General features: G+C 41.5%; 23 protein-coding genes and 1 tRNA gene. 16 read left to right on the top strand and 8 right to left on the bottom strand.

Going from position 1 to position 23,297, the window contains the following annotated elements; all coding sequences use genetic code 11:
- Positions 1–21: 21 nt before the first annotated feature.
- The 13 genes from ACYQ2C_RS09975 (at position 22) to ACYQ2C_RS09915 (ending at position 12,355) form a co-directional block, all read left to right on the top strand.
- Entirely contained in the window at positions 22–402 is a 381-nt protein-coding gene (locus ACYQ2C_RS09975) for a hypothetical protein (protein ID WP_460047847.1), read from the top strand.
- A gap of 35 nt (positions 403–437) precedes the next feature.
- Positions 438–1,364 carry a hydrogenase expression/formation protein gene (locus tag ACYQ2C_RS09970; RefSeq protein WP_460102031.1) on the top strand — a complete coding sequence of 309 codons (927 nt, stop codon included), beginning with the start codon at positions 438–440 and terminating at the stop codon, positions 1,362–1,364.
- Positions 1,365–1,567: 203 nt separating this feature from the next.
- Positions 1,568–1,834 (top strand): rubredoxin, encoded by a 267-nt coding sequence (locus tag ACYQ2C_RS09965; RefSeq protein WP_460047849.1) that lies wholly within the window; start codon positions 1,568–1,570, stop codon positions 1,832–1,834.
- A gap of 11 nt (positions 1,835–1,845) precedes the next feature.
- A complete protein-coding gene (gene hybE / locus ACYQ2C_RS09960; protein ID WP_460102028.1) occupies positions 1,846–2,466 on the top strand; it encodes a [NiFe]-hydrogenase assembly chaperone HybE in 621 nt (206 codons plus the stop codon).
- Positions 2,467–2,520: 54 nt separating this feature from the next.
- On the top strand, positions 2,521–3,825 hold the full coding sequence (locus ACYQ2C_RS09955) for a hypothetical protein (RefSeq protein WP_460102026.1): 1,305 nt from the start codon (positions 2,521–2,523) through the stop codon (positions 3,823–3,825).
- Complete coding sequence (gene hypA, locus ACYQ2C_RS09950; protein WP_460047854.1) at positions 3,818–4,159, top strand: hydrogenase maturation nickel metallochaperone HypA; 342 nt, start codon at positions 3,818–3,820, stop codon at positions 4,157–4,159. The genes ACYQ2C_RS09955 and hypA overlap by 8 nt, the downstream gene beginning before the upstream one ends.
- Before the next feature lies 1 nt (position 4,160).
- On the top strand, positions 4,161–5,138 hold the full coding sequence (gene hypB, locus ACYQ2C_RS09945) for a hydrogenase nickel incorporation protein HypB (RefSeq protein WP_460102023.1): 978 nt from the start codon (positions 4,161–4,163) through the stop codon (positions 5,136–5,138).
- Between the two features lie 128 nt (positions 5,139–5,266).
- The gene (locus ACYQ2C_RS09940) at positions 5,267–6,769 is read left to right on the top strand and encodes a sigma-54-dependent transcriptional regulator (protein WP_460102021.1); all 1,503 of its coding nucleotides are present in this window, start codon (positions 5,267–5,269) and stop codon (positions 6,767–6,769) included.
- 3 nt (positions 6,770–6,772) lie between these two features.
- Positions 6,773–9,433 carry a carbamoyltransferase HypF gene (locus tag ACYQ2C_RS09935; protein ID WP_460102019.1) on the top strand — a complete coding sequence of 887 codons (2,661 nt, stop codon included), beginning with the start codon at positions 6,773–6,775 and terminating at the stop codon, positions 9,431–9,433.
- A gap of 21 nt (positions 9,434–9,454) precedes the next feature.
- On the top strand, positions 9,455–9,670 hold the full coding sequence (locus tag ACYQ2C_RS09930) for a HypC/HybG/HupF family hydrogenase formation chaperone (protein ID WP_460047860.1): 216 nt from the start codon (positions 9,455–9,457) through the stop codon (positions 9,668–9,670).
- A gap of 19 nt (positions 9,671–9,689) precedes the next feature.
- A complete protein-coding gene (gene hypD, locus ACYQ2C_RS09925) occupies positions 9,690–10,868 on the top strand; it encodes a hydrogenase formation protein HypD (RefSeq protein ID WP_460102016.1) in 1,179 nt (392 codons plus the stop codon).
- Positions 10,865–11,890 carry a hydrogenase expression/formation protein HypE gene (hypE, locus tag ACYQ2C_RS09920; protein ID WP_460102014.1) on the top strand — a complete coding sequence of 342 codons (1,026 nt, stop codon included), beginning with the start codon at positions 10,865–10,867 and terminating at the stop codon, positions 11,888–11,890. The genes hypD and hypE overlap by 4 nt, the downstream gene beginning before the upstream one ends.
- Positions 11,891–11,923: 33 nt before the next feature.
- A complete protein-coding gene (locus ACYQ2C_RS09915) occupies positions 11,924–12,355 on the top strand; it encodes a secondary thiamine-phosphate synthase enzyme YjbQ (protein ID WP_460047864.1) in 432 nt (143 codons plus the stop codon).
- A 7-nt stretch (positions 12,356–12,362) separates the two neighbouring features.
- Here ACYQ2C_RS09915 and ACYQ2C_RS09910 read toward each other — a convergent pair whose 3' ends face one another.
- The 7 genes from ACYQ2C_RS09910 to ACYQ2C_RS09880 all read right to left on the bottom strand — a co-directional run bounded on the left by ACYQ2C_RS09910 (position 12,363) and on the right by ACYQ2C_RS09880 (position 18,089).
- Positions 12,363–12,701, bottom strand: a complete 339-nt coding sequence (locus ACYQ2C_RS09910) for a TusE/DsrC/DsvC family sulfur relay protein (protein WP_460047866.1) — start codon at positions 12,699–12,701, stop codon at positions 12,363–12,365.
- Positions 12,702–12,724: 23 nt separating this feature from the next.
- Positions 12,725–13,003, bottom strand: coding sequence for a sulfurtransferase complex subunit TusB (gene tusB, locus ACYQ2C_RS09905; protein ID WP_460102011.1), 279 nt, complete (start codon positions 13,001–13,003; stop codon positions 12,725–12,727).
- A gap of 1 nt (position 13,004) precedes the next feature.
- Positions 13,005–13,367 (bottom strand): sulfurtransferase complex subunit TusC, encoded by a 363-nt coding sequence (gene tusC / locus ACYQ2C_RS09900; RefSeq protein WP_460102009.1) that lies wholly within the window; start codon positions 13,365–13,367, stop codon positions 13,005–13,007.
- Positions 13,368–13,370: 3 nt separating this feature from the next.
- The gene (gene tusD, locus ACYQ2C_RS09895) at positions 13,371–13,757 is read right to left on the bottom strand and encodes a sulfurtransferase complex subunit TusD (RefSeq protein ID WP_460102008.1); all 387 of its coding nucleotides are present in this window, start codon (positions 13,755–13,757) and stop codon (positions 13,371–13,373) included.
- 129 nt (positions 13,758–13,886) lie between these two features.
- A complete protein-coding gene (locus ACYQ2C_RS09890; protein WP_460047873.1) occupies positions 13,887–14,567 on the bottom strand; it encodes a Bax inhibitor-1/YccA family protein in 681 nt (226 codons plus the stop codon).
- 478 nt (positions 14,568–15,045) lie between these two features.
- Positions 15,046–15,133 (bottom strand) — tRNA-Ser (locus tag ACYQ2C_RS09885).
- 202 nt (positions 15,134–15,335) lie between these two features.
- A complete protein-coding gene (locus tag ACYQ2C_RS09880) occupies positions 15,336–18,089 on the bottom strand; it encodes an Rne/Rng family ribonuclease (protein WP_460102005.1) in 2,754 nt (917 codons plus the stop codon).
- 1,657 nt (positions 18,090–19,746) lie between these two features.
- Between ACYQ2C_RS09880 and ACYQ2C_RS09875 the strand changes: the two genes are divergently transcribed.
- From ACYQ2C_RS09875 to ACYQ2C_RS09865, 3 genes are all read left to right on the top strand, one after another.
- Complete coding sequence (locus ACYQ2C_RS09875) at positions 19,747–20,718, top strand: RluA family pseudouridine synthase (protein ID WP_460102003.1); 972 nt, start codon at positions 19,747–19,749, stop codon at positions 20,716–20,718.
- Between the two features lie 39 nt (positions 20,719–20,757).
- Positions 20,758–21,393: an HAD-IA family hydrolase gene (locus ACYQ2C_RS09870; RefSeq protein WP_460102001.1), complete on the top strand. Its 636-nt coding sequence runs from the start codon at positions 20,758–20,760 to the stop codon at positions 21,391–21,393.
- 158 nt (positions 21,394–21,551) lie between these two features.
- Positions 21,552–22,523, top strand: coding sequence for a S49 family peptidase (locus ACYQ2C_RS09865; protein ID WP_460101999.1), 972 nt, complete (start codon positions 21,552–21,554; stop codon positions 22,521–22,523).
- Between the two features lie 102 nt (positions 22,524–22,625).
- On the opposite strand, the gene ACYQ2C_RS09860 is transcribed toward ACYQ2C_RS09865, so the two are convergent.
- Positions 22,626–23,231: a Maf family protein gene (locus ACYQ2C_RS09860; protein WP_460101997.1), complete on the bottom strand. Its 606-nt coding sequence runs from the start codon at positions 23,229–23,231 to the stop codon at positions 22,626–22,628.
- Between the last annotated feature and the right edge of the window lie 66 nt (positions 23,232–23,297).

Here is a 23,297-nt window from a genome sequence, read left to right as displayed (position 1 = left end):
GAGAAACTTCAAGGAAAATAAATGACTCATCCATTAATAGAAAGACTCACCAACGAGTTTTCTTATCCAATGCTTACCACCGACACGTTAGAGGCATTTTTGGCTGCCAATGAATACTCGGTGCTATTTTTCACCGAAGATGCCACCAAGCAAAAAGAAACCCCAGACGTTGCCGTAGTGTTACCCGAGCTGGTTGCAACCTTTCCAATGTTAAAAGCCGCCGTAATTAGCCGTGATAGTGAAAAAGAGCTGCAAGAGCGTTTTAATTTTTTACAGTGGCCTGCCTTGGTATTTTGTAAAGGAACCGGTTTTTTAGGCAGCATCGCCCGTATTCGCGATTGGGACGATTACATGGTTTCGGTACCAGAAATTTTATCCAGAACGCCAAAAGTACTTGCGTAAATAAATCAGCCGTGTGAATGAATAGGAGAAAATAAATGAAAGGTGATATTCCACTGGTTGATTTATCCAACCCACAAAGTGAAGCCGAATCCTTAGGTATTAATGTTGGTGGCGGAATTATTGGGCCGGGCTCAAGAGTTGAAGAGCAGGTTTTAAATTATCTAACCATGCCAAAAGAGATGGACTCTTTTGATATGCCAGTACTGCCTGAGCCGGAAGAGATGTCTGATCATCCGGCGGTGCTGGCGGTTTTAGAAAATCTGCAAAAAGCGTTGGATTTAAAGTCTCAACTTAAATTATTGGATGAGTCTTCTTATATTTCTTTAGAAGAATTAAATTCAAAAGAATTATCTCTGTTGTACCAAACCCTTGGTGATGGTGAAGTGGCTGCCATGCTTGCTGCGGATAAAGATCACGAAAAAATTCGCATTCAAGAAACCATTTTAGCGGGTGTTTGGTGGTTGCAAAAAGTTAACGCCAGCAACGAAATCGTCTGTCAATGGTTGGAGGTTGGTGCTATTCCTTCTGATGTACAGATACGTGCAGAAAAAGATCTTGGTGATTTAAATTTTAATTCCGACGAATTGCCTAAAGATACCTTAAATGCTGGCCCGGTTATTTTTGAACTGCTCGATAAAGCCGGTGAGCATCAACAAAATCCACGTTCGCAGCCACATGTTGTTAACTTGTCGTTATTGCCATTTTCGCCAGAAGATCATTTATTTTTATACGAGCGCTTGGGCCACGGTAAGGTCAGTATTTTATCGCGCGGTTACGGCAACTGCCGTATTACCAGCACGCTAGTGGCAGGTGTGTGGCGAGTACAATATTTTAACTCTACCGATCAACTGATTTTGGATACCTTAGAAGTGATTGGTGTGCCGCAAGTTGCCTGCGCGGCAATCGAAGATATTGAAGACTCCGCAGAACGTTTGCGAGAAATTCACGAAGCATTGATTTAACGCGTAGGCAGCTTTTTGGAGCCTCTGACTAACTCATCCATGATTTAACCAGAGGATAGAAATTGACAATGCGATTTCCAGCGTCTTCACAATTTCAATTACTTACTGTTCTTGAAATTGGCGACACATCCTTGTGTCGCAAGAAACTCTAGGTTAATCAGGGTTTCCTTTTATTAATTAGGGCCACAATTAAAGTAATGGTTATGAATAGCGACTCTGAAAATTTACCACCAGCAGATGACGCCGCAAATCCGAGTAAAGGTTTTGAAGGCAGTTATTTGGGCGATGCCAGCCAGTTAAGTGATGCCACCATTTTGGAATGCAAAATCTGTTGGTATCAGTACGATCCAGAATTAGGTGACGAAGTTGCTCAAGTTGCTGCCGGAACACCATTTTCAAAATTGCCTGCACATTGGTGCTGTCCTCAATGTGAAGGCGATAAAGATCAATTTATGATTGTTTCTCCCTAATGGTATTAACAATGACAAATTCTTCTGTAACGGTTTTGGATCACGTGTGTGTTCTAGACAATAACATTCGTAATTGCTACGCATCGGTTGCAGAAAGAATGTCTGATATGCCGTTATACAACGATCAATTATCGGTTGATGTAGTTGCCCTACAGCAAATCGATAGCCGTCATTTAAAGTCGGATCTTCAAACCGTACCGTTATTCATGGCAGTGTTAATTACACCTTGGTGTATGAATGTCGTTGTTATTCCTGTGGCAGAAAATGTGTCGAATTTTTTACCGGCCGTTGGTAGTACTTGGTTGATAGATATCGCAAGCAACGAGTTTGAATTTACGGTTGCGCCAGATATTGGCTTTGGCGCTTTTGCAAGTGCCTCGCTAATTTCTATGATGCATCAGTTTGAAACCATGATTCAAGCCCAAGACTTTGCCAAACAAAGTATAGAATTGCTGTTAACGCCAGAGGCAAACAACACCTCCGAGCAAATAAGTGACGCAAACGCAGTTATATCCAGTGATAAGACTGGAGCAATCGCCACGAATGAGCCGGTAAAGAGAGCCGATACTCTTCGATCGGATCAATTGTCGAGACGACAGTTTTTTAGAAAATTTATTCCGGCGGTTAAATAAATGAAATTACGTATTTTATTAAAGGCTGTATTTATAAACCTTAGGATTTTTTAATTGGACATTGGTAAGTTAAACGTAAGCATCTACGTAGAATCAAATCGAGTTACGGATGTTGTAACGTCTTTGTCTCGGCCTGTCGAGAAGCTTACCGCGCAATTAATTAAGCAAAATCCTAAAGAAGCTTGCTCCGTTTTGCCCATGTTATTTTCGATTTGCGGCAATGCGCACAGTGTGGCTGGAGTCTACGCGTCAAACCTAGACGATGACGAATTTTCACCAACACAAAAACAGGTATTTAGCGCGCGAATTGGATTAGAGAACTTTCGGGAATACGTTTTAAGGTTGCATCAAATTTGGTTGTTTCCTATTAAACAAACCCATTTGCAGAGTTTTTTAAAAAATATTACCGAATTATTGCTGTTGCTAGAAAAGTCAGAAAAAAAATTGCTGTCTGAAAGTGAAAATTCAACCGGCAATTTACACAATCTTAGTGAGAAAATAATTCTTTCGGCAAAAAAATTAGAGCAGTTGTGGTTGACAAAAATCTTAATGCATCCCTATTTGCACGCGGTCAATGATGACGGTCAAACAGAAGTTAATGGTCAAACAGAAGTAAATAGCGAAACAAGCTTGACAAACACCTGCAATTTTTTAGTGTGGCAAGCTAACTTAAAACAAACTTTAGAACAAACCTTTGGCGCAGTAAGCTTTAAACTTGATGAATGCTTAAAAACTCGGTTTTCGTCGCTGGATTATTTAATGTCTACACTGCCAGAAGATGACCTATTATCTAAATCGGCTTTAGAGTCAGGCGTTGTGGTTACTGGTGGTGCAGTTGCTTTAATAAATACTCTAGAACCTCTAGGTGCGCAGGTTTTGGTTAATATTGCGGTGGGTTTATTAGAAAAAAGTACTGCAATCGCAAGCGATTTATTCGAGCGGCTCATTAATAACGAAGCCTCAAAATCAACTGAAAACTACGCTTCTCGCGAGTTGAATAATTTAGTTATTAGCAGAGTTAATCACCCGCACAACGACGAATCTGATAAAACGTTTGTAACGGCTGTTCGTCAGGCTTGGGTATACACCTCTCGCGGATGGTTGTTGCATCAAATTGAGTTTGAAGAAAACAGCAATCCTTTAAATTGGAAAATATGCGCCCCAACAGATTTTAATTTCCCAAACGGTAGCGTTGGTTTATTAAATACCTTGCTAAAAAAGGTATCCTTAAACACAACACAAAACGAGCAAGATATAGATGACGAACGTCGTTATCAGAAAATTAAAGATCTAGCATCATGGTTAATTAAAGCCATTGATCCATGCCTAGGTTATGAAATTCAGGTGATGTATGCATGAAATGTCGGTAGCCGAAGGTGTTATCCAAGTTTTAGAAGAGCAAGCTAAAACGCAGGCATTTACCAAGGTAAAAGCACTTTGGTTAGAGATTGGTCCACTGGCAATGATAGAGAGCGAATCCTTACGATTTTGTTTTGATGCCGTATGCAAATCCACTTTAGCCGAAGGTGCACGCTTAGAAATTATCGAAACCCAAGGGCAGGGTTGGTGCCTTGGGTGCAATCAAACCGTAACGATTAAAGAACGATTTGATGCTTGCCCAAATTGCGGCAGCTATCAAATTCAAGTCACCGGTGGTGACGAACTACGAATAAAAGAACTTGAGGTCGAGTAACATGTGTACAGTTTGCGGATGCAGTGAAGGTGAAATTACCATTGAAAATCCTGTAGAAAATACAGCGCATTCTCACGATCACGACCATCATCACGCGCACAGTCATCACCATGATCACGGATACAATCATGACCATAGTCATAACCACAGCCACGATCATCATCATCATAACCAAGATGCTGAGCACGCATTTTCGCCAAGCGAAACTGCAACGGGTGATCTGCATTATGGTAAAGGGCCTGCGCACGCACATGCACCGGGTTTATCGCAAGCACGTATGGTTCAAATTGAGCAAGATATTTTGGGCAAAAATGATCGCTACGCCCATGTCAATCGTGAGCGTTTTGCTCGACAAAATCTCTTAGTGCTGAATTTAGTTTCAAGCCCAGGTTCTGGTAAAACCACATTATTAACCGAGACCATAAAGCTATTGGATTCAAACAATGTGGCTGTTATTGAAGGTGACCAACAAACCACTAACGACGCTGACAGAATTCGTGAAACCGGTGCCAAAGCTATTCAAGTTAATACCGGGAAAGGCTGTCATTTAGATGCACACATGGTTGGCCATGCTCTTGATCATTTAGGTAATCTTGAAGGCGGTATTTTATTTATTGAAAACGTTGGTAATTTGGTTTGCCCGGCAGCGTTTGATTTAGGCGAAGCGCATAAAGTTGCTATTCTCTCGGTTACAGAAGGCGAAGATAAACCGCTAAAATATCCCGATATGTTTTATGCCTCTGATTTAATGATTTTAAATAAAATTGATTTATTACCCTACTTAGATTTTGATGTTGCTGCTTGCATTGAATATGCTCGACGAGTTAATCCAAATATTGAAATTATTGAATGTTCGGCCAAGTCAAAAGAAGGTATGGCAGCGTGGTTGAATTGGCTAGAATCTAAGCGTAGCGCTGCAATTCAATCTAGAATTGATGCCTTAAAGGCGCAAGTAAACGCTTTAGAGTCGCTGCTTTAAATTAGTATTTCATGGTTATGCTTTTGATAAATTGTTCTTATTCCATTTCGTTCCTCGCAAAAGGTAGATCTAAAGCGGTTAACCTTTTGGCTGCGAGTCAACATATTAATAATTAAAGGTAAATTAAAATGACTCAGCTAGAGCGAATTTCTGCGAATACACTCAATCGCCGACCAACCATATTATGTGTGGACGACGAGCAGCGTTCATTAGAAGCACTTGAGCGAACACTGGACGAAGAGTTTGATGTAATTTGTGCAAGCAGCGCCTACGAAGCGCTCGAAATTTTAGAGCATCAACCTATTTCAGCCGTTGTTTGTGATCAACGTATGCCGGGTATGAGTGGTGTTGAACTTTTAATTCAAGTACGCAAACAATGGCCGCAAACTGCACGTCTTATTTTATCCGGTTATACCGATTCTGAAGATATTATTCGCGGCTTAAACGATGCCGGAATTTATCAATACATTACCAAGCCCTGGCACCCCGACCATTTAATTTTAGCGCTACGTAATTCATGCCGTTTGGTTGAGTTAGAAAACGAAAATGAATTGTTATCAACCGAAATTCGTTTAACTGCTGAACAAGCCGAATCTCGCATTAAAGAGAAAAAAGAAAAGCTCAAAAAGAAATTTGCTTTAAGCGAAATTGTACGTAACGAATTTAGCCCGTTAAATAAAGTGTGCGAGCAGGTACAAAGAATAGCACCTTACGATGTTTCTGTTTTAGTTACCGGCCCATCTGGAACCGGTAAAGAATTATTTGCACGAGCACTGCACTACAACAGTCTTCGAGCAGAGCAACCTTTTATTGTTGAAAACTGCGGTGCAATGCCCGATGACTTATTAGCGTCGGAATTATTTGGTCACCGCAAAGGTGCATTCACTGGCGCCATGAATGATCACGCAGGACTATTTGAACAAGCGAATGGCGGTACCTTATTTTTGGATGAAATTGGCGATATTTCACCAAGTTTTCAGGTTATGTTATTGCGGGTTTTACAAGAAAAAGAAGTTCGCCGAGTAGGAGATGACAAGCGTCGTCCCGTTAATGTTCGCGTAATCGCTGCGACAAACCGTGACCTTGAGTCCGAAGTTGCCGAAGGCCGTTTTCGCGAAGACTTGTATTATCGTTTAGCTGAAATGACCTTAACCTTACCGCCATTGGCGCAGCGAAAAGTCGATGTTCCTGTGTTGGCCGAGCATTTTTTAATTCAATCTAGCAAGAATTTTTCTAAATCGGCAACACGTTTTAGTGAAGAAGCTTTAGAAGCATTATCGGCTTATCATTGGCCCGGTAACGTACGTGAACTTCAAAACGAAGTTCGTAGAATGTTGGTTTTGGCCGATTCTGACGTGTTAGGGGCAGAATTAATGAGTGCTCGTTTGTTGCGAGTTCTACCTGACAATAACGAACCAGAACCGTTGTTGGAAGCGTTACTTCGTCGTCAACAAGGTTGGAGTGAAGGTTGTACGCTTAAAGACAAAACAGAAATGCTAGAGAAACAACTCTTGCGTGAAACCATGATCCGCCACAAATGGAATAAAAGCCGTGCGGCAGATGAATTGGGTTTATCGCGCGTTGGTCTTAGAGCAAAACTGGATCGTTACGGTCTTGAGCCAAAGGCATAAGTTATGTGCTCTGAACTTGTCACCTCTCAACGTGTAGAAAAATACGCGCGTATTATCGTCTGTGGTCAAGTTCAGGGTGTTGGTTTTCGGCCATTCGTTTATGGTTTGGCACAGCAGTTTAATATTCGTGGACGTGTTTTTAATCGTGGCACTGACGTTATTATTGAGATTGCTTGCGAAAGTAACTCGTTTTCTGATTTTATTGATCAGCTTAAAAATAGGGCGCCCAGTCTTTCCAGAATAGATTCGATTTCTATTACTGAAAATCTTGCCGGCAGCGATGCTCTTGCTATAACCGAATTGAAGAGTTTTGAGATAGCGGTTAGCGAGTCTTGTGAGAATTTATCGTTAAATATAGTTGCCGATGCAGCACCGTGTTCTGAGTGTTTAAAAGAATTATTGGATGCTAACAACCGCCGGTATTTATATCCGTTTATTAACTGCACTCAGTGTGGGCCACGTTTTACAATCATTAAAAAATTACCCTATGATCGACCTAATACCACGATGGCGAGTTTCCAGTTGTGCGAGCTTTGTCATCAGGAATATGTCGATCCTAATTCTCGACGTTTTCATGCACAACCGAATGCATGTTCACAGTGTGGACCCAAATTAGTAACGATTAAAAAAACAGAGGGTTTTGAACGTTTTAAAACTCAAGAATCCATTACCCGAGCTTTTAATTTATCAAATAACGTCGACGATTTATCTCAGTTAAAAACGATTGTGAAAAGTATTTTGGCGGGAGAAATTCTGGCCGTTAAATCTGTTGGTGGCTTTCATTTAATCTGTGACGCTAATAATCCAAAAGCCATTGAGACTCTGCGTTTACGAAAAAATCGTCCATCTAAACCCTTGGCGATTATGTGTTTGAACTCTGTATCAGCACGTTATTGGGTAGATGTTGACGCTTCGGATGAGCAGTTTTTAGCGGATAAATCTGCACCGATATTGGTTTTGCCTCTCAATAATACCGACCTTAAAACAGCATCTTTATTGTCTCCGGGCTTAAATCACTTGGGCATTATGTTGCCGCAATCACCGTTACACTGGTTGTTGTTCGCGACCTATTTGCGTTATTTTCAGGGCTTGGCTGAGATCGATAAAAATACCGACGATTATTATTCCGTTGAAAAACTTCAAGAAACAGTCTGTTCTTTAAGTTTGGTCATGACCAGCGCAAACTTAAGCGGTGAGCCTTTAATTACGGATAATCTTGAAGCCATTCAAAAATTAGATGCGATTGCCGATGTTTTTGTGTTGCACAATCGCGATATTCATACCCGTTGCGATGATTCGGTATTTGTCAAAAGAGACAATCAATTTATTCCTATTCGTCTCGCGAGAGGCTTTTCGCCACTTAAGCTCGATGTAAAAAACTCTCATTTATCTTCAAATAAAACAAAAAATACCGAAACAGTACTTGCTCTTGGCAGTTATCTAAAAAATACGGTAGCTATTAATCTCGGTAACGAAATTTGTGTATCTCAACACGTGGGCGATCTTGATCATCCCGATAATTGCAAAGCACTTGTCACGGCTTGCGATCGTTTATTGGACATTATGCAAATTACACCTTCGGTTATTGCTTGTGATTTGCATCCCGAAGGTTTTGGTCGCGCTTACGCCTTAGAATTAGCTCAAAAATATCAAGTGCCTGTTGTCGAGGTGCCGCATCATGTAGCTCATGTTCACGCGGTGTTTTCAGAATTTTCTGAAAACAACCCAGTATTGGGTTTAGCTTTGGATGGCTATGGATTTGGTTGGGACGAAACTTCACGCGGTGGTGAATTATTACTGATTGATGGCAACCATTTTTATCCGCAAGCCGAACTTGAGCGTATTGCCCAGCCGGGCGGCGATAAGGCATCTAAGGAACCTTGGCGAATGACGTTAGCATGGTGCTATCAAACTGGTTTAAGTATCGATACGGCTCATTCTCTGCTTCAAGCCTATGATGTTGGTCAGAGCCCACGACCAAGCGCTAGTGCTGTTGATTTAGTGTGGAAAATGCTTTCAGGCAATATTAATTGTGCACCTACTACCAGTGCCGGGCGTTGGTTTGACGCTGTTGCCGGATTATTAGGTTTGTGTAGCGCCCAATCTTACGAAGGCGAGGCTGCTATGCTGTTAGAGGCCCGAGCTTTGGATTATTTACGCAGAAATTCTTCTGGTGATGGAAATCTATCTTGCGTGAACAATCAGTTTAATGAGATCGTTTTAAACGCGATTAAATCGCTAAGAGATAAAAATACTAAGATCAACTCTGGTAACGTTATTTCTTTGAGTCATGTTCTAAGTGATTATGTGAACGATCTTTTGTCACTTCAAAAATCTAATAATCTTGAAAATTATCGCGATATTACCGGAAAAATCGCGCTCGATTTTCACATTCAATTATCGACGCGATTGTTTGAATCGATTGAAAATACATTAAGTCGTTTGAGTAAAACCTACTCAAATATAAGTAAGCGAGTTATTTTTAGCGGTGGTTGTGCTCAAAATCAACTGTTGTATTCGGTGTTAAAACAGCAATTAAATACTATTGATGTCGAATTGGTTTTATCGAATCGTATACCTGTAAATGACGCTGGTATTTCGGTAGGGCAGTTACACTATGCTCTATCGTTATCGAGTGCCGAGCAGGTGATGAATAATCAGTAAGTCTATCGTGGGTCAGCGATTATGTGTTTAGCTATTCCAGTACAAATTGAAGCAATTAAAGATGAGTCTACGGCCGTTGCTAGTATCGATGGCATAAAAAAAGAAATTAATGTTTCTTTGGTAGAAGACTTGGCCGTCGGTGATTTTGTGATTATGCATGTTGGTTTTGCTTTAAAAAAGCTGGATAAAGATGAAGCAGAAAAAACCTTAGCTATGTTCGCTGAAATTTCTTCTTGAGAGTGGTAGGTCTAAACCCATGAAATATGTTGATGAATTCCGAGATGGCGAGCTTGCAAAAAAATTAGCGCAAGACATAAAAAATGCGGCAAACCCAAATAGGCATTATCATTTAATGGAATTTTGCGGAGGCCATACTCACGCAATATTTCGTTACGGCTTACCCGGTTTACTACCGAGCAATGTCGAGTTAATTCACGGCCCCGGTTGCCCGGTTTGTGTTCTACCTATGGCGCGCCTAGATATGGCGATGGCGTTGGCTAAGTCTGAAAATGTTATTTTATGTACCTACGGTGATATGTTGCGCGTGCCCGGAAGCGGCCGTACTAGTTTGCTGAAGATAAAAGCACAAGGTTGTGATGTACGTATGCTGTATTCACCGGCAGATGCGCTATTAATTGCGCAACAAAATCCCGATAAGGAAGTCGTTTTCTTTGCTATTGGTTTTGAAACCACCACGCCGCCAACTGCGGTGGTGATTCAGCAAGCCCTAAAATTAGGTTTAAAGAAATTCTCGGTTTTTTGTAACCACGTATTAACGCCCGCTGCAATGCACGCAATTTTAGCAACTCGTGACGCAGAAGAGCCTCTAAAGCTGGATGGCTTTATTGGCCCTGCGCACGTAAGTACGTTGATTGGCTCTAAACCCTACGAGATTTTTCCTAAACAATATGGAACACCTGTTGTTATTGCTGGTTTCGAACCTTTGGATGTATTACAGGCGATTTTAATGCTAATTAAACAGCTTAATGCCGGTAAATCTGAGATTGAAAACGAATTTACGCGTGCGGTAACGGTGGAAGGTAATCAAAAAGCGAAATCGATAACCGATGATGTTTTTGAGCTGCGAGATACTTTTGAGTGGCGTGGCTTAGGTTTTGTTGAAAAAAGTGCGTTAAAAATTTGCGAAAAATACGCAGTGTTCGACGCTGAAAATAAATTTCAGGAAATATTCGTTACTTATACAGAAAGTATGAAATCTGTGCCCAAAGATAATAAAGCGTGTGAATGTCCGTCTATTTTGCGTGGCGTTAAAAAGCCCAATGATTGTAAATTGTTTGATAATCCTTGTACGCCGGATAATCCTCTCGGTTCTTGCATGGTTTCTTCTGAAGGCGCCTGTGCTGCATATTATCAATATGGTCGATTTTTAAATTCATCGGCAAATGTTATTGATGCCGTAGAGGTGAATGGGTGAAACGTTTAGATTTTAAATCCGGCACGGTGGAAATGGTTCACGGTGGTGGTGGTCGAGCCATGGCTCAATTAATTTCCGAGTTATTTGCGGCGGAATTTTCAAACGATTTTTTAAATCAAGGTAATGACGGCGCCATTTTACCTCCTGTTAAAGGGCGGTTGGTTATGGCAACCGACAGTCATGTTGTTTCGCCGTTGTTTTTCCCGGGTGGAGATATCGGTTCGTTGAGCGTTCACGGAACAATCAACGATGTTGCTATGAACGGAGCTAAGCCCCTTTACCTATCCGCCGGTTTTATATTGGAAGAGGGTTTTCCTCTCGCTGATTTACAGCGCATTGTGCGTTCCATGGCAAACGCCGCAAAAGAAGCTGGTGTTCCTATTGTTACTGGTGATACCAAGGTTGTTGAAAAAGGCAAAGGCGACGGTGTGTTTATTTCGACAACTGGTGTTGGTGTTGTTTTTGATGGCGTCGAGTGCTCTGGCAGCTCTGTTAAGCCCGGCGATAAGATTTTATTGTCCGGCAGTATTGGTGATCACGGAGTTGCCATTTTATCTCAGCGAGAGAGCCTAGGATTCGAATCTGAAATCGTCAGTGATACTCAAAGCCTTCATGATTTGGTTGAGGTGATGATTGAAACTGTACCCAGTATTCGCTGTTTGCGCGATCCAACTCGCGGCGGTGTTGCCAATACCTTGAATGAAATTGCGCAACAATCTGAGGTTGGGATTTGTCTTTATGAGAAAAACATAGCCATTAAATCACAAGTGGCTGCGGCCTGTGAATTTTTGGGACTTGATCCATTATATGTTGCTAACGAAGGTAAATTATTAGCCATTTGCCCCCCAGAGCAAGCTGATCTACTGTTAGAGGTAATGAGATCTCATTCTAAAGGACAAGATGCTGCTATTATTGGTGAGGTATTAGCCGATGAGCACCATTTTGTGCAAATGGTTACCCAGTTCGGTGGTCGTAGAATGGTTGACTGGTTGAATGGCGAGCAATTACCACGAATCTGCTAAATAAAAATGTATTTATTAATTCTGGGAAACTAAATGTGGACTCAAAAAGAAGTGACTATTGCTCCTAGGCCTAGGGGTTTTCATTTAGTTACCCGGGAAATACTTAAACAAGTACCAGAAGTTCATTCTTTTAGAATCGGCTTAATGCATGTTTTTATTAAGCACACATCCGCATCACTGACGATCAACGAAAACGCCGATCCCACGGTGCGATCGGATTTCGAAAATTTTTTTAACCATTTAGTTCCTGAAGATCAGGCATACTACGAACATACTTTAGAAGGCAGCGACGATTTGCCTGCTCATTTTAAAAGCAGTATTTTGGGCAATGCGGTGTCGGTTGCAATCACAAATGGGGAGTTAAATCTGGGAACCTGGCAGGGAATTTATTTATGCGAACACCGTAATCTGGGTGGGGTTCGTAATTTGGTTGTAACGATTCACGGCGAAGTTTGGGAAAAATAAATCTTGATTACAAGCAGTTGGTTGGTTTTGGTAAGCCAGCGATACGGCTTGCCCTGCGGGCCGGACTTTCTGGAAACAATTTCAGTAAATAAATGCTGTTGCCTTTGTCATTGCCTAACTGCTTTTTCACTTCTTTTACTAGTATCCGCATAGCGGGAGAAATTTCGTAGGCTTCATAAAAGTCACGTAAGACTTTAAGCACTTCCCAGTGTTCATCCGTCAGTTCTATACCTTCTAATTCTGCGAAAGCTTTGGCAATGTCGTGATTCCACTCATTTACGTTAGCCAAAAAGCCTATTTCGTCGAGAGATATTTTCTGGTCATTAACAATTAAATAATCTGCCATGCTGAGCTGCGTATCCGAGCGTTTTAAAACCAAGTTTTAGACAGTGGGTATTTAGCAACTAATTCTACCATTTGTGCGTAGTTTATGATTGTTGCACTGGAATTTGAGCCATTTAAACCACGTGCTTGTAGATCCATTTCTATTGCGTGAATTTTGAATGGTAGATTTTTTAAAAGGTCACCTTGTAATGCGTAGACTCCATCGTCCATAAATAATAGCGCGTCTTCAGGCGATATGACCTCTAGGCAGTTTTTTAAATGGTTGGTTGTAAACGGCGAGCGATTGATTATGTGTAAGATCATTTTAAAAGCTCAGGATTTGATCTTGTTGGGATAACAACGTTTGAATGCTTGCAGTGTTTAACCATTGTGCATCGACGGAAATATTGTCAGCACTGATTCCGCGTTCCAATGCAGATCTCTCGCAGACAAATAAGTCTTCGATTTCGTAAATTTCAAAGGCGGCCAGATTTTTTTCTACCGATTTTTGAGCAATAAGATTGGCTTGTTGATCTGACTTTAATTGCCAGATGCCTTCGTCCATAAACAGCACTTGGATATTTTGACCATAAGCAGAAGCGGCCAGAATGGCATCCAGTATTTCGCGCCCAGGAAATAATCCATAGGAGGAGTGACGAATAACAAAGAGGAGATTTTTAGGTTGCATGATTTAGCCGAAGGTTACTAATCGATCCGATTTTACAGATGCGTCCAGCAGTTGGCCAAGACCGACAATCTCAAAACCTTCCGCTAAATTGAAGGCGTTTAGGTTGTGTCTTGCTGCTTCAGATTTGTCTACCACGCCTCGACGAATTCCTGCGGCGACACAAACGCACAGCTCGGTGGATTTCTCGGCGTTTAGCTCTTTCCAAAGTTTTGCCATATTCAACTCATCCGTGGGCGGAGTCATTAACTGGTTTGCGTTGTAAACGCCATCTAAGTAAAAAAAGACGCGATACAACTGATGCTCGCTGTTCTGGATTGATTTTGCAAACTGCCAAGCACTGTAGGAAATGGTTGAGGAAGGTGAGCTATAAACGGCCAGAGAAAAAATCATGTGAATTTGTACTGAATTAATATGCAATCGATGACAAAGTCTATAGTGTTTTGAGTTTGATGTAATGTTGAGATCGCAAAAAAAATGCCCCAAAGTTGGGGCATTTTTTATTATCTAGCTTCGTTTTACTTAGTCGTCGTTTAACGCGCCGAGTAAGTGAAGTAGAGATGTAAATAGGTTGTAGATGTCTAGGTACAAGGCAACGGTTGCCATGATGTAGTTAGTCTCACCGCCGTGAATGATGCGGCTGGTATCGAACAAAATGAAACCTGACATCAATAGTACCACCATTCCGCTGATTGCAAGGCTAGCCATTGATACGTCAACACCGAACAAGCTTGCTACCAATACACCTAAGCTACCAACGATGGCGACAATCAAGCCAATCATCAAGAAGCCGCCCATAAAGCTGAAGTCTTTACGAGTAGTTAAAACGTAGGCAGACAAACCAAAGAATACAATCGCGGTTCCGCCTAAGGCTTGCATGATGATTGAGCCACCATTAGACAGAGCAAGATAACCGTTTAGGGTTGGTCCAAGACCTAAACCTAATAAACCGGTAAACGCAAACACTGTCCAAATACCTGCGCTAGAATTTGCTGTGCGCGGTAGTACAAACCAAACTAATGCAATTGCGCCCAAAGAGCAGATTAAGCCAATACCGCGACCAAAGCCTAAAGCCATGGAAATACCTGCGGTTACTGCGCTGAAAAGAAGAGTCATAGCCAGCAACGTATAGGTATTGCGCAATACCTTGCTGACCTGTTCTGCTTGCAAAACAGCAGATTGAGTTGCTGATATATCTCGCATTGAGTTTCTCCAATTAATCCAAGTAATTTTGTTGGTTAATAATAAGGGTGCTCTAGTCAAAATCAAGTACTTTGCACACCCATAAACGTTCGTTATAAATTTATTGAAGTAGAAAGTGAGGTGCTGTCGTACTTAAGTTTATAAGATTCATACGTTAAATTAAAGTTTCGTTTGAATACTATAATATATATTTGGTGCATTTGAAGATCAATGCTAAATGAAAGTATTTTGAATTCTTCTTGTCGGATAATTGGAGTTATGAACTTGCTGTGAGTTCATTACAAGCTATTAGATTCATAAATTCTAATGCATCAAAAATGATTTCATTCAAAACGAAATATAAGGACTTGTTGTTTAAAAGCTTATTGTTTGAAAAGACTAATTTGAACTTAGATTATTCGAGAGTTTTCTTAAAAGATTTGAAAGCCTATTAGAAGTTTAACGAAGTGATAAAAACTTTTAAAAGAGAAGGGGAAAATGGCGGTGGGGTAGGGATTCGAACCCTAGGACCTGTTACAGTCAACGGTTTTCAAGACCGCCGCTTTCGACCACTCAGCCACCCCACCGGAAGAGGCGCCATTATACATAGCGTATCTACTAACGCAATAGCCTAAGCCTTTATTTTTTATAGAAATTGTAATCTTGTAAATTATTTATCCAAGTTGCTGAAATAGTGAATTCTGTGGTGAATTTTTGACACGCTCGGAGTATAAAAAAGGCCTCCGATCGTGAGATGGGAGGCCTTATAAAGGTTCTATCTAAGACAAATTACGCTTCTCTTTGTCTTCTAGGATCATTAAGTGGTCTTGCAAGTGCCCGCGGATTACTGATGATCTGCGCAGGCTGTGCGGTATCTAGTGGTTGAGATAATTGCACTTCGCAGGTTAATGACTGAATACTGTCTGTACTTACCACTCTTGGATTAACTCTAGGGTCGTTACTGGCACGAGTGTATTCACGTACTTTTTCGTCGGCTTTCTTGTCAGTAGCTTCTAATGTATCTGTAGCCATTTCTTCAGAAGGTATTTCTGTAGAGATAGCATCAGTAGTTACCGCAGAGACTTCGTCTGGAGCGTCAACAACTTTTTCTGCGCTAGCACTGTCTTCTGCGCTAGCACTGTCTTCTGCACTAGCACGGTCCTGTTCAGAGGCCATCACTTCTTGTGGTTCAGTGATTTGTGTTTCCGGAGTCTCTACTTTTACAGAAGGTTCTGTGTTGTTCGCTTCTTCAGTCACCGCTTCTGGCTCTTGAGTCTCAATCTTCTCGATCTGTGCTGTTGTTTCGGTAACTTCAGGCTCTTTCGCTTCTGGAGCACTGTCAACTTCAACCTGAGTATCAGCTTTGGTTGTTGGCTTATCGATCTCTGATCGAGGAGCTTCAGCCGCAGGAGTCGTTTCGCTTGGAGCCTGTTTCATCATCACTTCTTGAGAATCAATCGCGTTGGAAACCTGTTGATTCAAAGACTCTTCAGTCGCGTTGTTGCTACTTTCTATCGCTGTTTGAACTTGATCATCGCCAATATTTTGCTCACGGCGGCCGCGGCGTCTTTGTTGAGGGCGTGGACGCTTGTTGGCAGGGCGCTTATTGGGACGATCATCTTGTACTGTATCGTTACTTCGATTCTTTGTTTCTTCCGCTATTGAGGTTTGGCGATTGGAAGAAACTTCTTCGTTATTACGATCCGTTTTTTTCGGGCGTCGAGTACTGTCAGTGTGGGTATCGCTTGGAGTTTTATTGTCGTCGCGATTACGATTATTTCTTCGCGGACGTGACTGACCATCTTCGCGGCGACGGCGATTATGTCTGCCCACTGACTTTTTGTGAGTCTCAGGTTTCTCGTCTTCACTAAAGAACTGTTTGATGAGTTTTAATAGTTTGCTAATCAGGCCGGGTTCTTTCGTCGGTGCTGGCGCCGGAGTTTGAGGAGCAACACGCTCGACGGCGGCTTTTTGAACCTCCGGAGTTACCTCGCCCAGAATAGATTGCGATTCTGATGGCTGCTCTTCATGAGTGACGGTTATTTTGTAGCTCGTTTCGAGAGTGCCTTCGTCATTTTCTCTCAATCGTTGAACTTCAAAATGCGGAGTAAACATTTCTTCATTTGGCACAATCACTATGCGAGTGTTATGGCGCTTTTCGATATCAGAAATGGATTTACGCTTTTCGTTTAATAGGTAGGTACCGACGCTTACCGGAGTGATGGCTCTAATTTCGGCGCTAAAGTCTTTCTGTGCTTCTTCTTCGATCAAGCGAAGAATAGACAATGACAATGGCTTGGTACTTAGAATGGTTCCTTGACCGCTGCAACGCGGACATACTTTAGATGTTGTTTCACCTAATGACGGACGCAAACGCTGGCGAGACATCTCTAGAAGACCAAAGCGCGAGATTCGTGAGGTTTGTACACGTGCACGATCCATCGATAGAGCATCGCGAAGTCGGTTTTCTACTTCACGCTGGTTTTTCGACGATTGCATGTCGATAAAGTCAATTACTTGAAGGCCGCCGATGTCTCTTAATCGCAATTGGCGAGCAATTTCATCAGCTGCTTCTAAGTTGGTTTGAAGAGCGGTTTCTTCAATATCGCCGCCTTTAGTCGCGCGCGCCGAGTTAATGTCGATAGAAACTAGAGCTTCGGTAACGTCAATTACAATTGATCCACCAGAAGGTAGTTTAACTTCACGTTGGAAGGCAGTTTGGATTTGGCTCTCGATTTGGAAGCGGCTGAATAACGCGGTACGCTCGTTATAGAGTTTAATCTTGTTTCGATAATTGGGCATGATTTGATCAACAAATCCGCAGGCCTTTTCGAAAGCTTCTTCGTTATCAATGATAACTTCTTTGATGTCAGGGCGTAGGTAGTCACGAATCGCACGAATAACTACATCGCTTTCTCTAAACAGAAGAGGGGATTGAGCGGTTTCAAAAGCTTCTTTAATTTTGGTCCAAAGGTGTACTAGAGCATCTAGATCCCACTGTAACTCTTCGGCGTTGCGGCCAACACCAGCGGTACGCACGATAATGCCCATACCCTGAGGTAAATCGATACCGCTTAAAGCTTCTTTTAATTCACTGCGATCATCGCCGTCTATGCGTCTTGATATGCCACCAGCACGCGGATTGTTTGGCATTAAAACCAAATAACGACCTGCAAGACTGACGAAGGTTGTAAGTGCAGCACCTTTATTACCGCGCTCTTCTTTATCAACCTGAACAATTAACTCCATGCCTTCTTTAACTACGTCTTTGATACGTAGACGACCTTCAATATCTTTAGGTTGTTTTATGAAGTATTCGCGAGAAATTTCTTTAAGAGGTAGGAAACCATGGCGCTCTGCGCCATAGTCAACGAACGCAGCTTCTAAGCTTGGTTCGATGCGGGTAATTTTGCCTTTGTAGATATTGGCTTTCTTTTGTTCGCGGGTGCGATTTTCGATATCTAAATCGTAAAGCCATTGACCGTCAACAAGTGCAACACGCAGCTCTTCGGGCTGAGTGGCATTGATTAACATTCTTTTCATAATTCACCTAGCTAATTCAAGTTACTAGGCGTGGCGCGTATCAAAAAAGCTCGATACAAGATTTATAAAGGTTCAAGACTGTAAGAGTTGCCGTTGTTTCGCTTGGGTTACCAAGCATTTCCGCCATTATGTACTTGTGCAAAAAAGACGAATTCGGTGACTCATAGTTCAGGTTTTCAAAAGCTCTGCTAATGCAGCCTAAACATAAATATCATAAGTTTTTGTTTTCGAAGAGATTATCTCGGGTTGAAAAGAGACTTTAACAAGTTGGAATTCGGTACATGTTTAATTTTAAGCGTCATATGGCTTGTTCTACTTGTTGCGTTGTGTGCTTCCCGTCCACAAATTTTTAATTTGAGGTGAGCTTGCAGTTTAGTAGTTACACAATGATTTTTAGCTGATGTATAAGGGTATAAATTATGTGCAGTTGCATTTTTGCTTAATATTTAATCAGTAATACAAGGACGATGGTAAATAAATTCTCATTTTAATCAGAGTCCTGAAAATTTTTAACAGCCTGTCTGTTAAATTTTTAGCACAAACCTTGCGGTTTTGGGACTAATTGACGCTGGTAATTGAAGCGCTAAATTTTGTTAATGTTGAGAATATATGTAAGCCATCTTTGACCCGAAGGCCGTCAATATCTACTTTGTTAGCAACTGCGCTCCCAAAACTGCTAGTTTTGGAGCTAATTAAAAAACTACCTAATCACTGTGTTCATTAATTCAGCGTAATTCTATCGAAATATCACTGAATTACTTTGTTATTGCCACGCCTATTTATTAAATAATTGTTCTAGTCTTTTCGTACTTCTTAATCTGTTCTAAATATGATTTCTATGTCAGTGCCGTGTTTACATTTTGATGAAAACATTACCTAAGAGTTTAGTTTTAATAGGCTTTGCAAATGAATGCTACCCAGACAAAACTCTTACAATCCTGAGTTTCCTCAATTAAATCATGTTGCCACGCTCAAAAATGTTGCTCACCAATTAAACTATTAACAGTTTTTAATATTAGCTGTGCAACACATTAATAATAGTCCAGCGATAATTGACCACTGGGTTTTTTCTGTACGATTTTTTACGGTTTAAATCCTTGTAATCAACGTTAGCTTTTGGCATTAATTCGCTGATTTTTATGGGTTTTTTCCTTTTTATAAAGAGCTACCAGAAATTAGTCTTAAATGGTACTGAGTATAGCAGTCCATTTTGTTGAATCTCTGGAGTGGGGTTAGATTAGTTTGCGCACGCAATCACTTTGGTAAGGTAGATAACTGTTACTTTTTTGATTCAAAAAAGCGCACAGAGAAATAGTTTCACTAAAGATCAGAAGCATTCAAAATTTTGTGCATTTGAAGAGCTTGCTGTCGTTTAGAGTCTCTGTCAGCTATATTGCTTTGCAAAGTTGAAGGACTTGGCGTTTGATGTAACCTAAATTGCCCAGAACTCTTTGAAAAACCCACAAATTAATTTATCAAGCATTCTCTCTGTTGGCAACTTAACATTTAAGTTATTCGATTATAAAGTCCAAAAAAATCCACTATTGCGACTAAACATTGAGCTGTTCATGTTGTGCAGCTGCGCTACGTTTGGGGGTTTCTGGTCAATCCATTACACTTCGTAAAATCTAACGCTCAATAACGGAGTCTACTCGCGTTGCAAACTCAGTATGAAAAAGTCCAGCTGATTACCATCGATGATGGAAATAGTGGTCAACGAATTGATAATTTCTTAATCTCCAAACTGAAAGGTGTTCCCAAGTCGCGTTTGTACAGAATTCTTAGGAAAGGTGAGGTAAGAGTTAATAAATCGCGAGTTAAACCAGAGTATAAGCTCGAATTAGGCGATGTTGTCCGCGTTCCTCCTATCAGAGTGGCGGCCGAGAAACCAAAGACGGCGATCAGCCAGGCTTTGTTTCAGTATCTTGAACAGGCAGTACTGTATGAAGATGCTTACTTTTTGGTTATCAATAAACCAGCCGGTATAGCAGTGCATGGTGATGACGCCGGATCACCTGGATTAATTGAAGCGTTGCGGGAGGTACGAAAAGATTGTCGCTTCTTAGAGTTGGTTCATCGTATCGATAAAGAGACTTCCGGTTGCCTAATGGTTGCTAAAAAGCGAAGTGCTCTTAAGTTTTTGCAAGAACATCTAAAAACAAAAACCGAATTTAAGAAAAGTTATCTTGCTTTGACCATGGGTGTCTGGAAAGAAAAATCCGTATTTTGTGATGCGCCTCTGGAGCGCGTCGGAAACAAATCGAACGGACAGTTTGTGCGAATTTCTGAAGAAGGTAAAAGTTCTCAAACCAATATTCAGGTCTTACAGCAATTTGTTTTATCTGGAGTTGGGCAGTTTTCGCTCATCGAGGCTGTTCCAATTACTGGCAGAACTCATCAGATTCGTGTTCATGCCCAGTATCTGGGACACGCGTTGGTAGGCGATGATAAGTATGGTAATGATGAAATTAACGCCTGTTTTCGTAAATTAGGTCTTAAAAGGCTGTTTTTGCATGCCCAAAAACTGGAAATACCCAACCCTGACTCTTCTTCAGAAAGTCGTAAATTCATATCAGTTGAAGCGCCTATTCCCGAAGATTTGCGCAAAACACTCGATCTAATAAGCTGATCGGATTTCTCTCTACTTGATGAATTTAGTGCTTCTTCTATGTTGTTTGTATTTGATTGGGATGGGACTCTGTGTGATTCCCTCGACAAGATTGTTCGTTGTGTCCACCTTGCGGCCCACCAAGTGGGCGAATCTTTGTGCAGTGATGAAGATGTAAAATCCATCATTGGTTTGTCGTTAACCAATGCAATTTCTACCCTGTATCCACGTGCTGATGACGATTTAGTTGAGCGCATGGCGGCGGCGTATTCGGCGGCGTTTTTAGCTGATGATTCGCCACTTACGTTATATTGTGGTGCTGAAGAAACCCTTTCTACTTTGGTAGATCGAGGGCACACACTTGCGATCGCAACCGGAAAAAGTCGCAAAGGTCTTGATCGTGTGCTTTCCGAGAGTGGTATTGAGCATTTTTTCAGCGCTTCTCGATGTGCTGATGAAACCGAATCAAAGCCACACCCTAAAATGCTTTTTGAATTGTTGGATGAACTTCGCTTCACACCAAAAGATGCTGTTATGGTCGGAGACACCTCTTTTGATATGGAAATGGCGCAATCGGCCAATATGCATCGCATTGCTGTGTCTTATGGTTCTCATTGCGTGCAAAATTTGCACAGATTCGATTTGAGTTACGTCGCAGACTCGTTGCCTGATTTGTTATATTGGCAATACTCCTAAAACTACACGCAATTCAGCGGGTTGAGCTTGGTAAATAGCACGCTGACCCAATTATTTCAAAATCGCAACCAATCACCTGTTTTGAGTGTCTATCGGGTTCAGCTCAACTTACCACGTATAAATTCACGCATTAACTCGGTCTTTATTTAGGAGATACAGTGTCAGATCATCCTTCGAATAACATGAGCTCAAAAGAATGGCAGATCATCGAAAAGATTTTGCTGGAGACTCATAAAGAGCAAAAACGTACACGTCGCTGGGGTATTTTTTTTAAAGTACTCGTATTTGTTTATATTTTTGCAGTGCTTTTTCTATTGCGTGCTGGTGGCCAATTTTCGGGTGCCATTGAGGTGCAGTCGGAGCATGTTGGTTTGGTGAGTGTAAATGGCGTAATTGCTGCTGACTCAGACGCCAATGCCAACACGGTTGTTACCGGGCTAAGAAAGGCCTTTGAATCTGATAAGTCAAAGGCAATTATTTTGGCGATCAACAGTCCGGGAGGTAGTCCGGTTCAGGCGGGTTATATAAATGATGAAATATACCGATTAAAAGGTCTTTATCCTGATAAGAAAGTTTACGCCGTGATTTCTGATCTCGGTGCTTCAGGTGCATATTACATCGCCGTAGCCGCCGATGAGATCTATGCCGATAAAGCGAGTTTGGTCGGTTCCATTGGTGTAGTTGCTTCAGGTTTTGGTTTTGTCGATCTAATGGAAAAATTAGGTGTTGAGCGGCGCCAATACACAGCCGGTGAACATAAGGCTTTTTTAGATCCTTTCTCACCAGAGAATGAATCAGAGGTTAACTTTTGGACCAGCGTGTTAAAGGATACACACGATCAGTTTATTTCTGTGGTTAAAAAAGGCCGCGGTGACAAAATTGATACTAATAACCCAGATTTGTTTTCCGGTTTAATTTGGAATGGTGAGCAAGCTAAAGATCTAGGGCTGGTGGATGGTTTAGGTAGCGCTGGAGCCGTGGCTCGAGATGTTGTTGGTGTTGAGAATATTGTTGATTACAGTGTCCAGAAAAACCCATTGGAACAGTTTGTCGAGAAATTTGGCATTTCTGTGGGAGAGGGCATTTCTTCTAAAGTATCTAGTGAATCGCACTTTCAATTGAACTACTAATCTTGACATGCGCTACAGAGTCATCGTTTGAATGGCTTTGTAGCACGTTCACTTGTTACTGTGATTTTTCAAGGTGTGTAGGGGGATTGTTAGGTGTTGTACCTAGATTACCTCGATTCCGTATTGGCTCAACAGCTTGCATAGGGCGATCAAAGGCAAGCCTACTAGTGTGTTTGGGTCGGCAATTTCGATTGATTCGAAAAGGGCTATTCCTAATCCTTCCGACTTAAAGCTCCCACAGCAATCGAATGGCTGTTCTTTGTTTAGATAATTCTCTATCTGTAAATCGGAAAGGTTTTTAAAATTGACCGTGCAGGCTTCGAGAATAGACTGTGTTTGCTGGTTCTCGGTTGAAAAAATCGACACGGCAGTTTCAAATTTGACAGATTTTCCGCTGGATGCCTTGAGTTGTTGAAAGGCAATATCAAAGCTTCCCGGTTTTCGCAAAATTGTTCCATCAATGTGTGCAACTTGATCAGATCCTATAATAAGTGCAGGTCTCTGATCTTCCGACAGCAGTAATTTTACCGAGGTGGCTTTCTCGGCGCTCAAGCGCAAAGCTCGTGAGCTTGGTGCTTCCAGTTCGATAAGACGTTCATCGATGTTCGATGCTGCTTGGATAAAATCTAATCCGAGTTTTGCCAAGATTTCAGCTCGATATTTTGAGGTAGAGGCAAGAACGAGTGTAGGTTTTGATTGGACTTTCACGGGGAATAGGTCTTTATATGTTCTTTAATATGGATTTGTGCCTAAAAAGCAAGAATTTCTTTTGAC

The organism is Sessilibacter sp. MAH3, from assembly GCF_054658275.1.
This window is presented reverse-complemented; position numbering and strand designations above follow the sequence as displayed.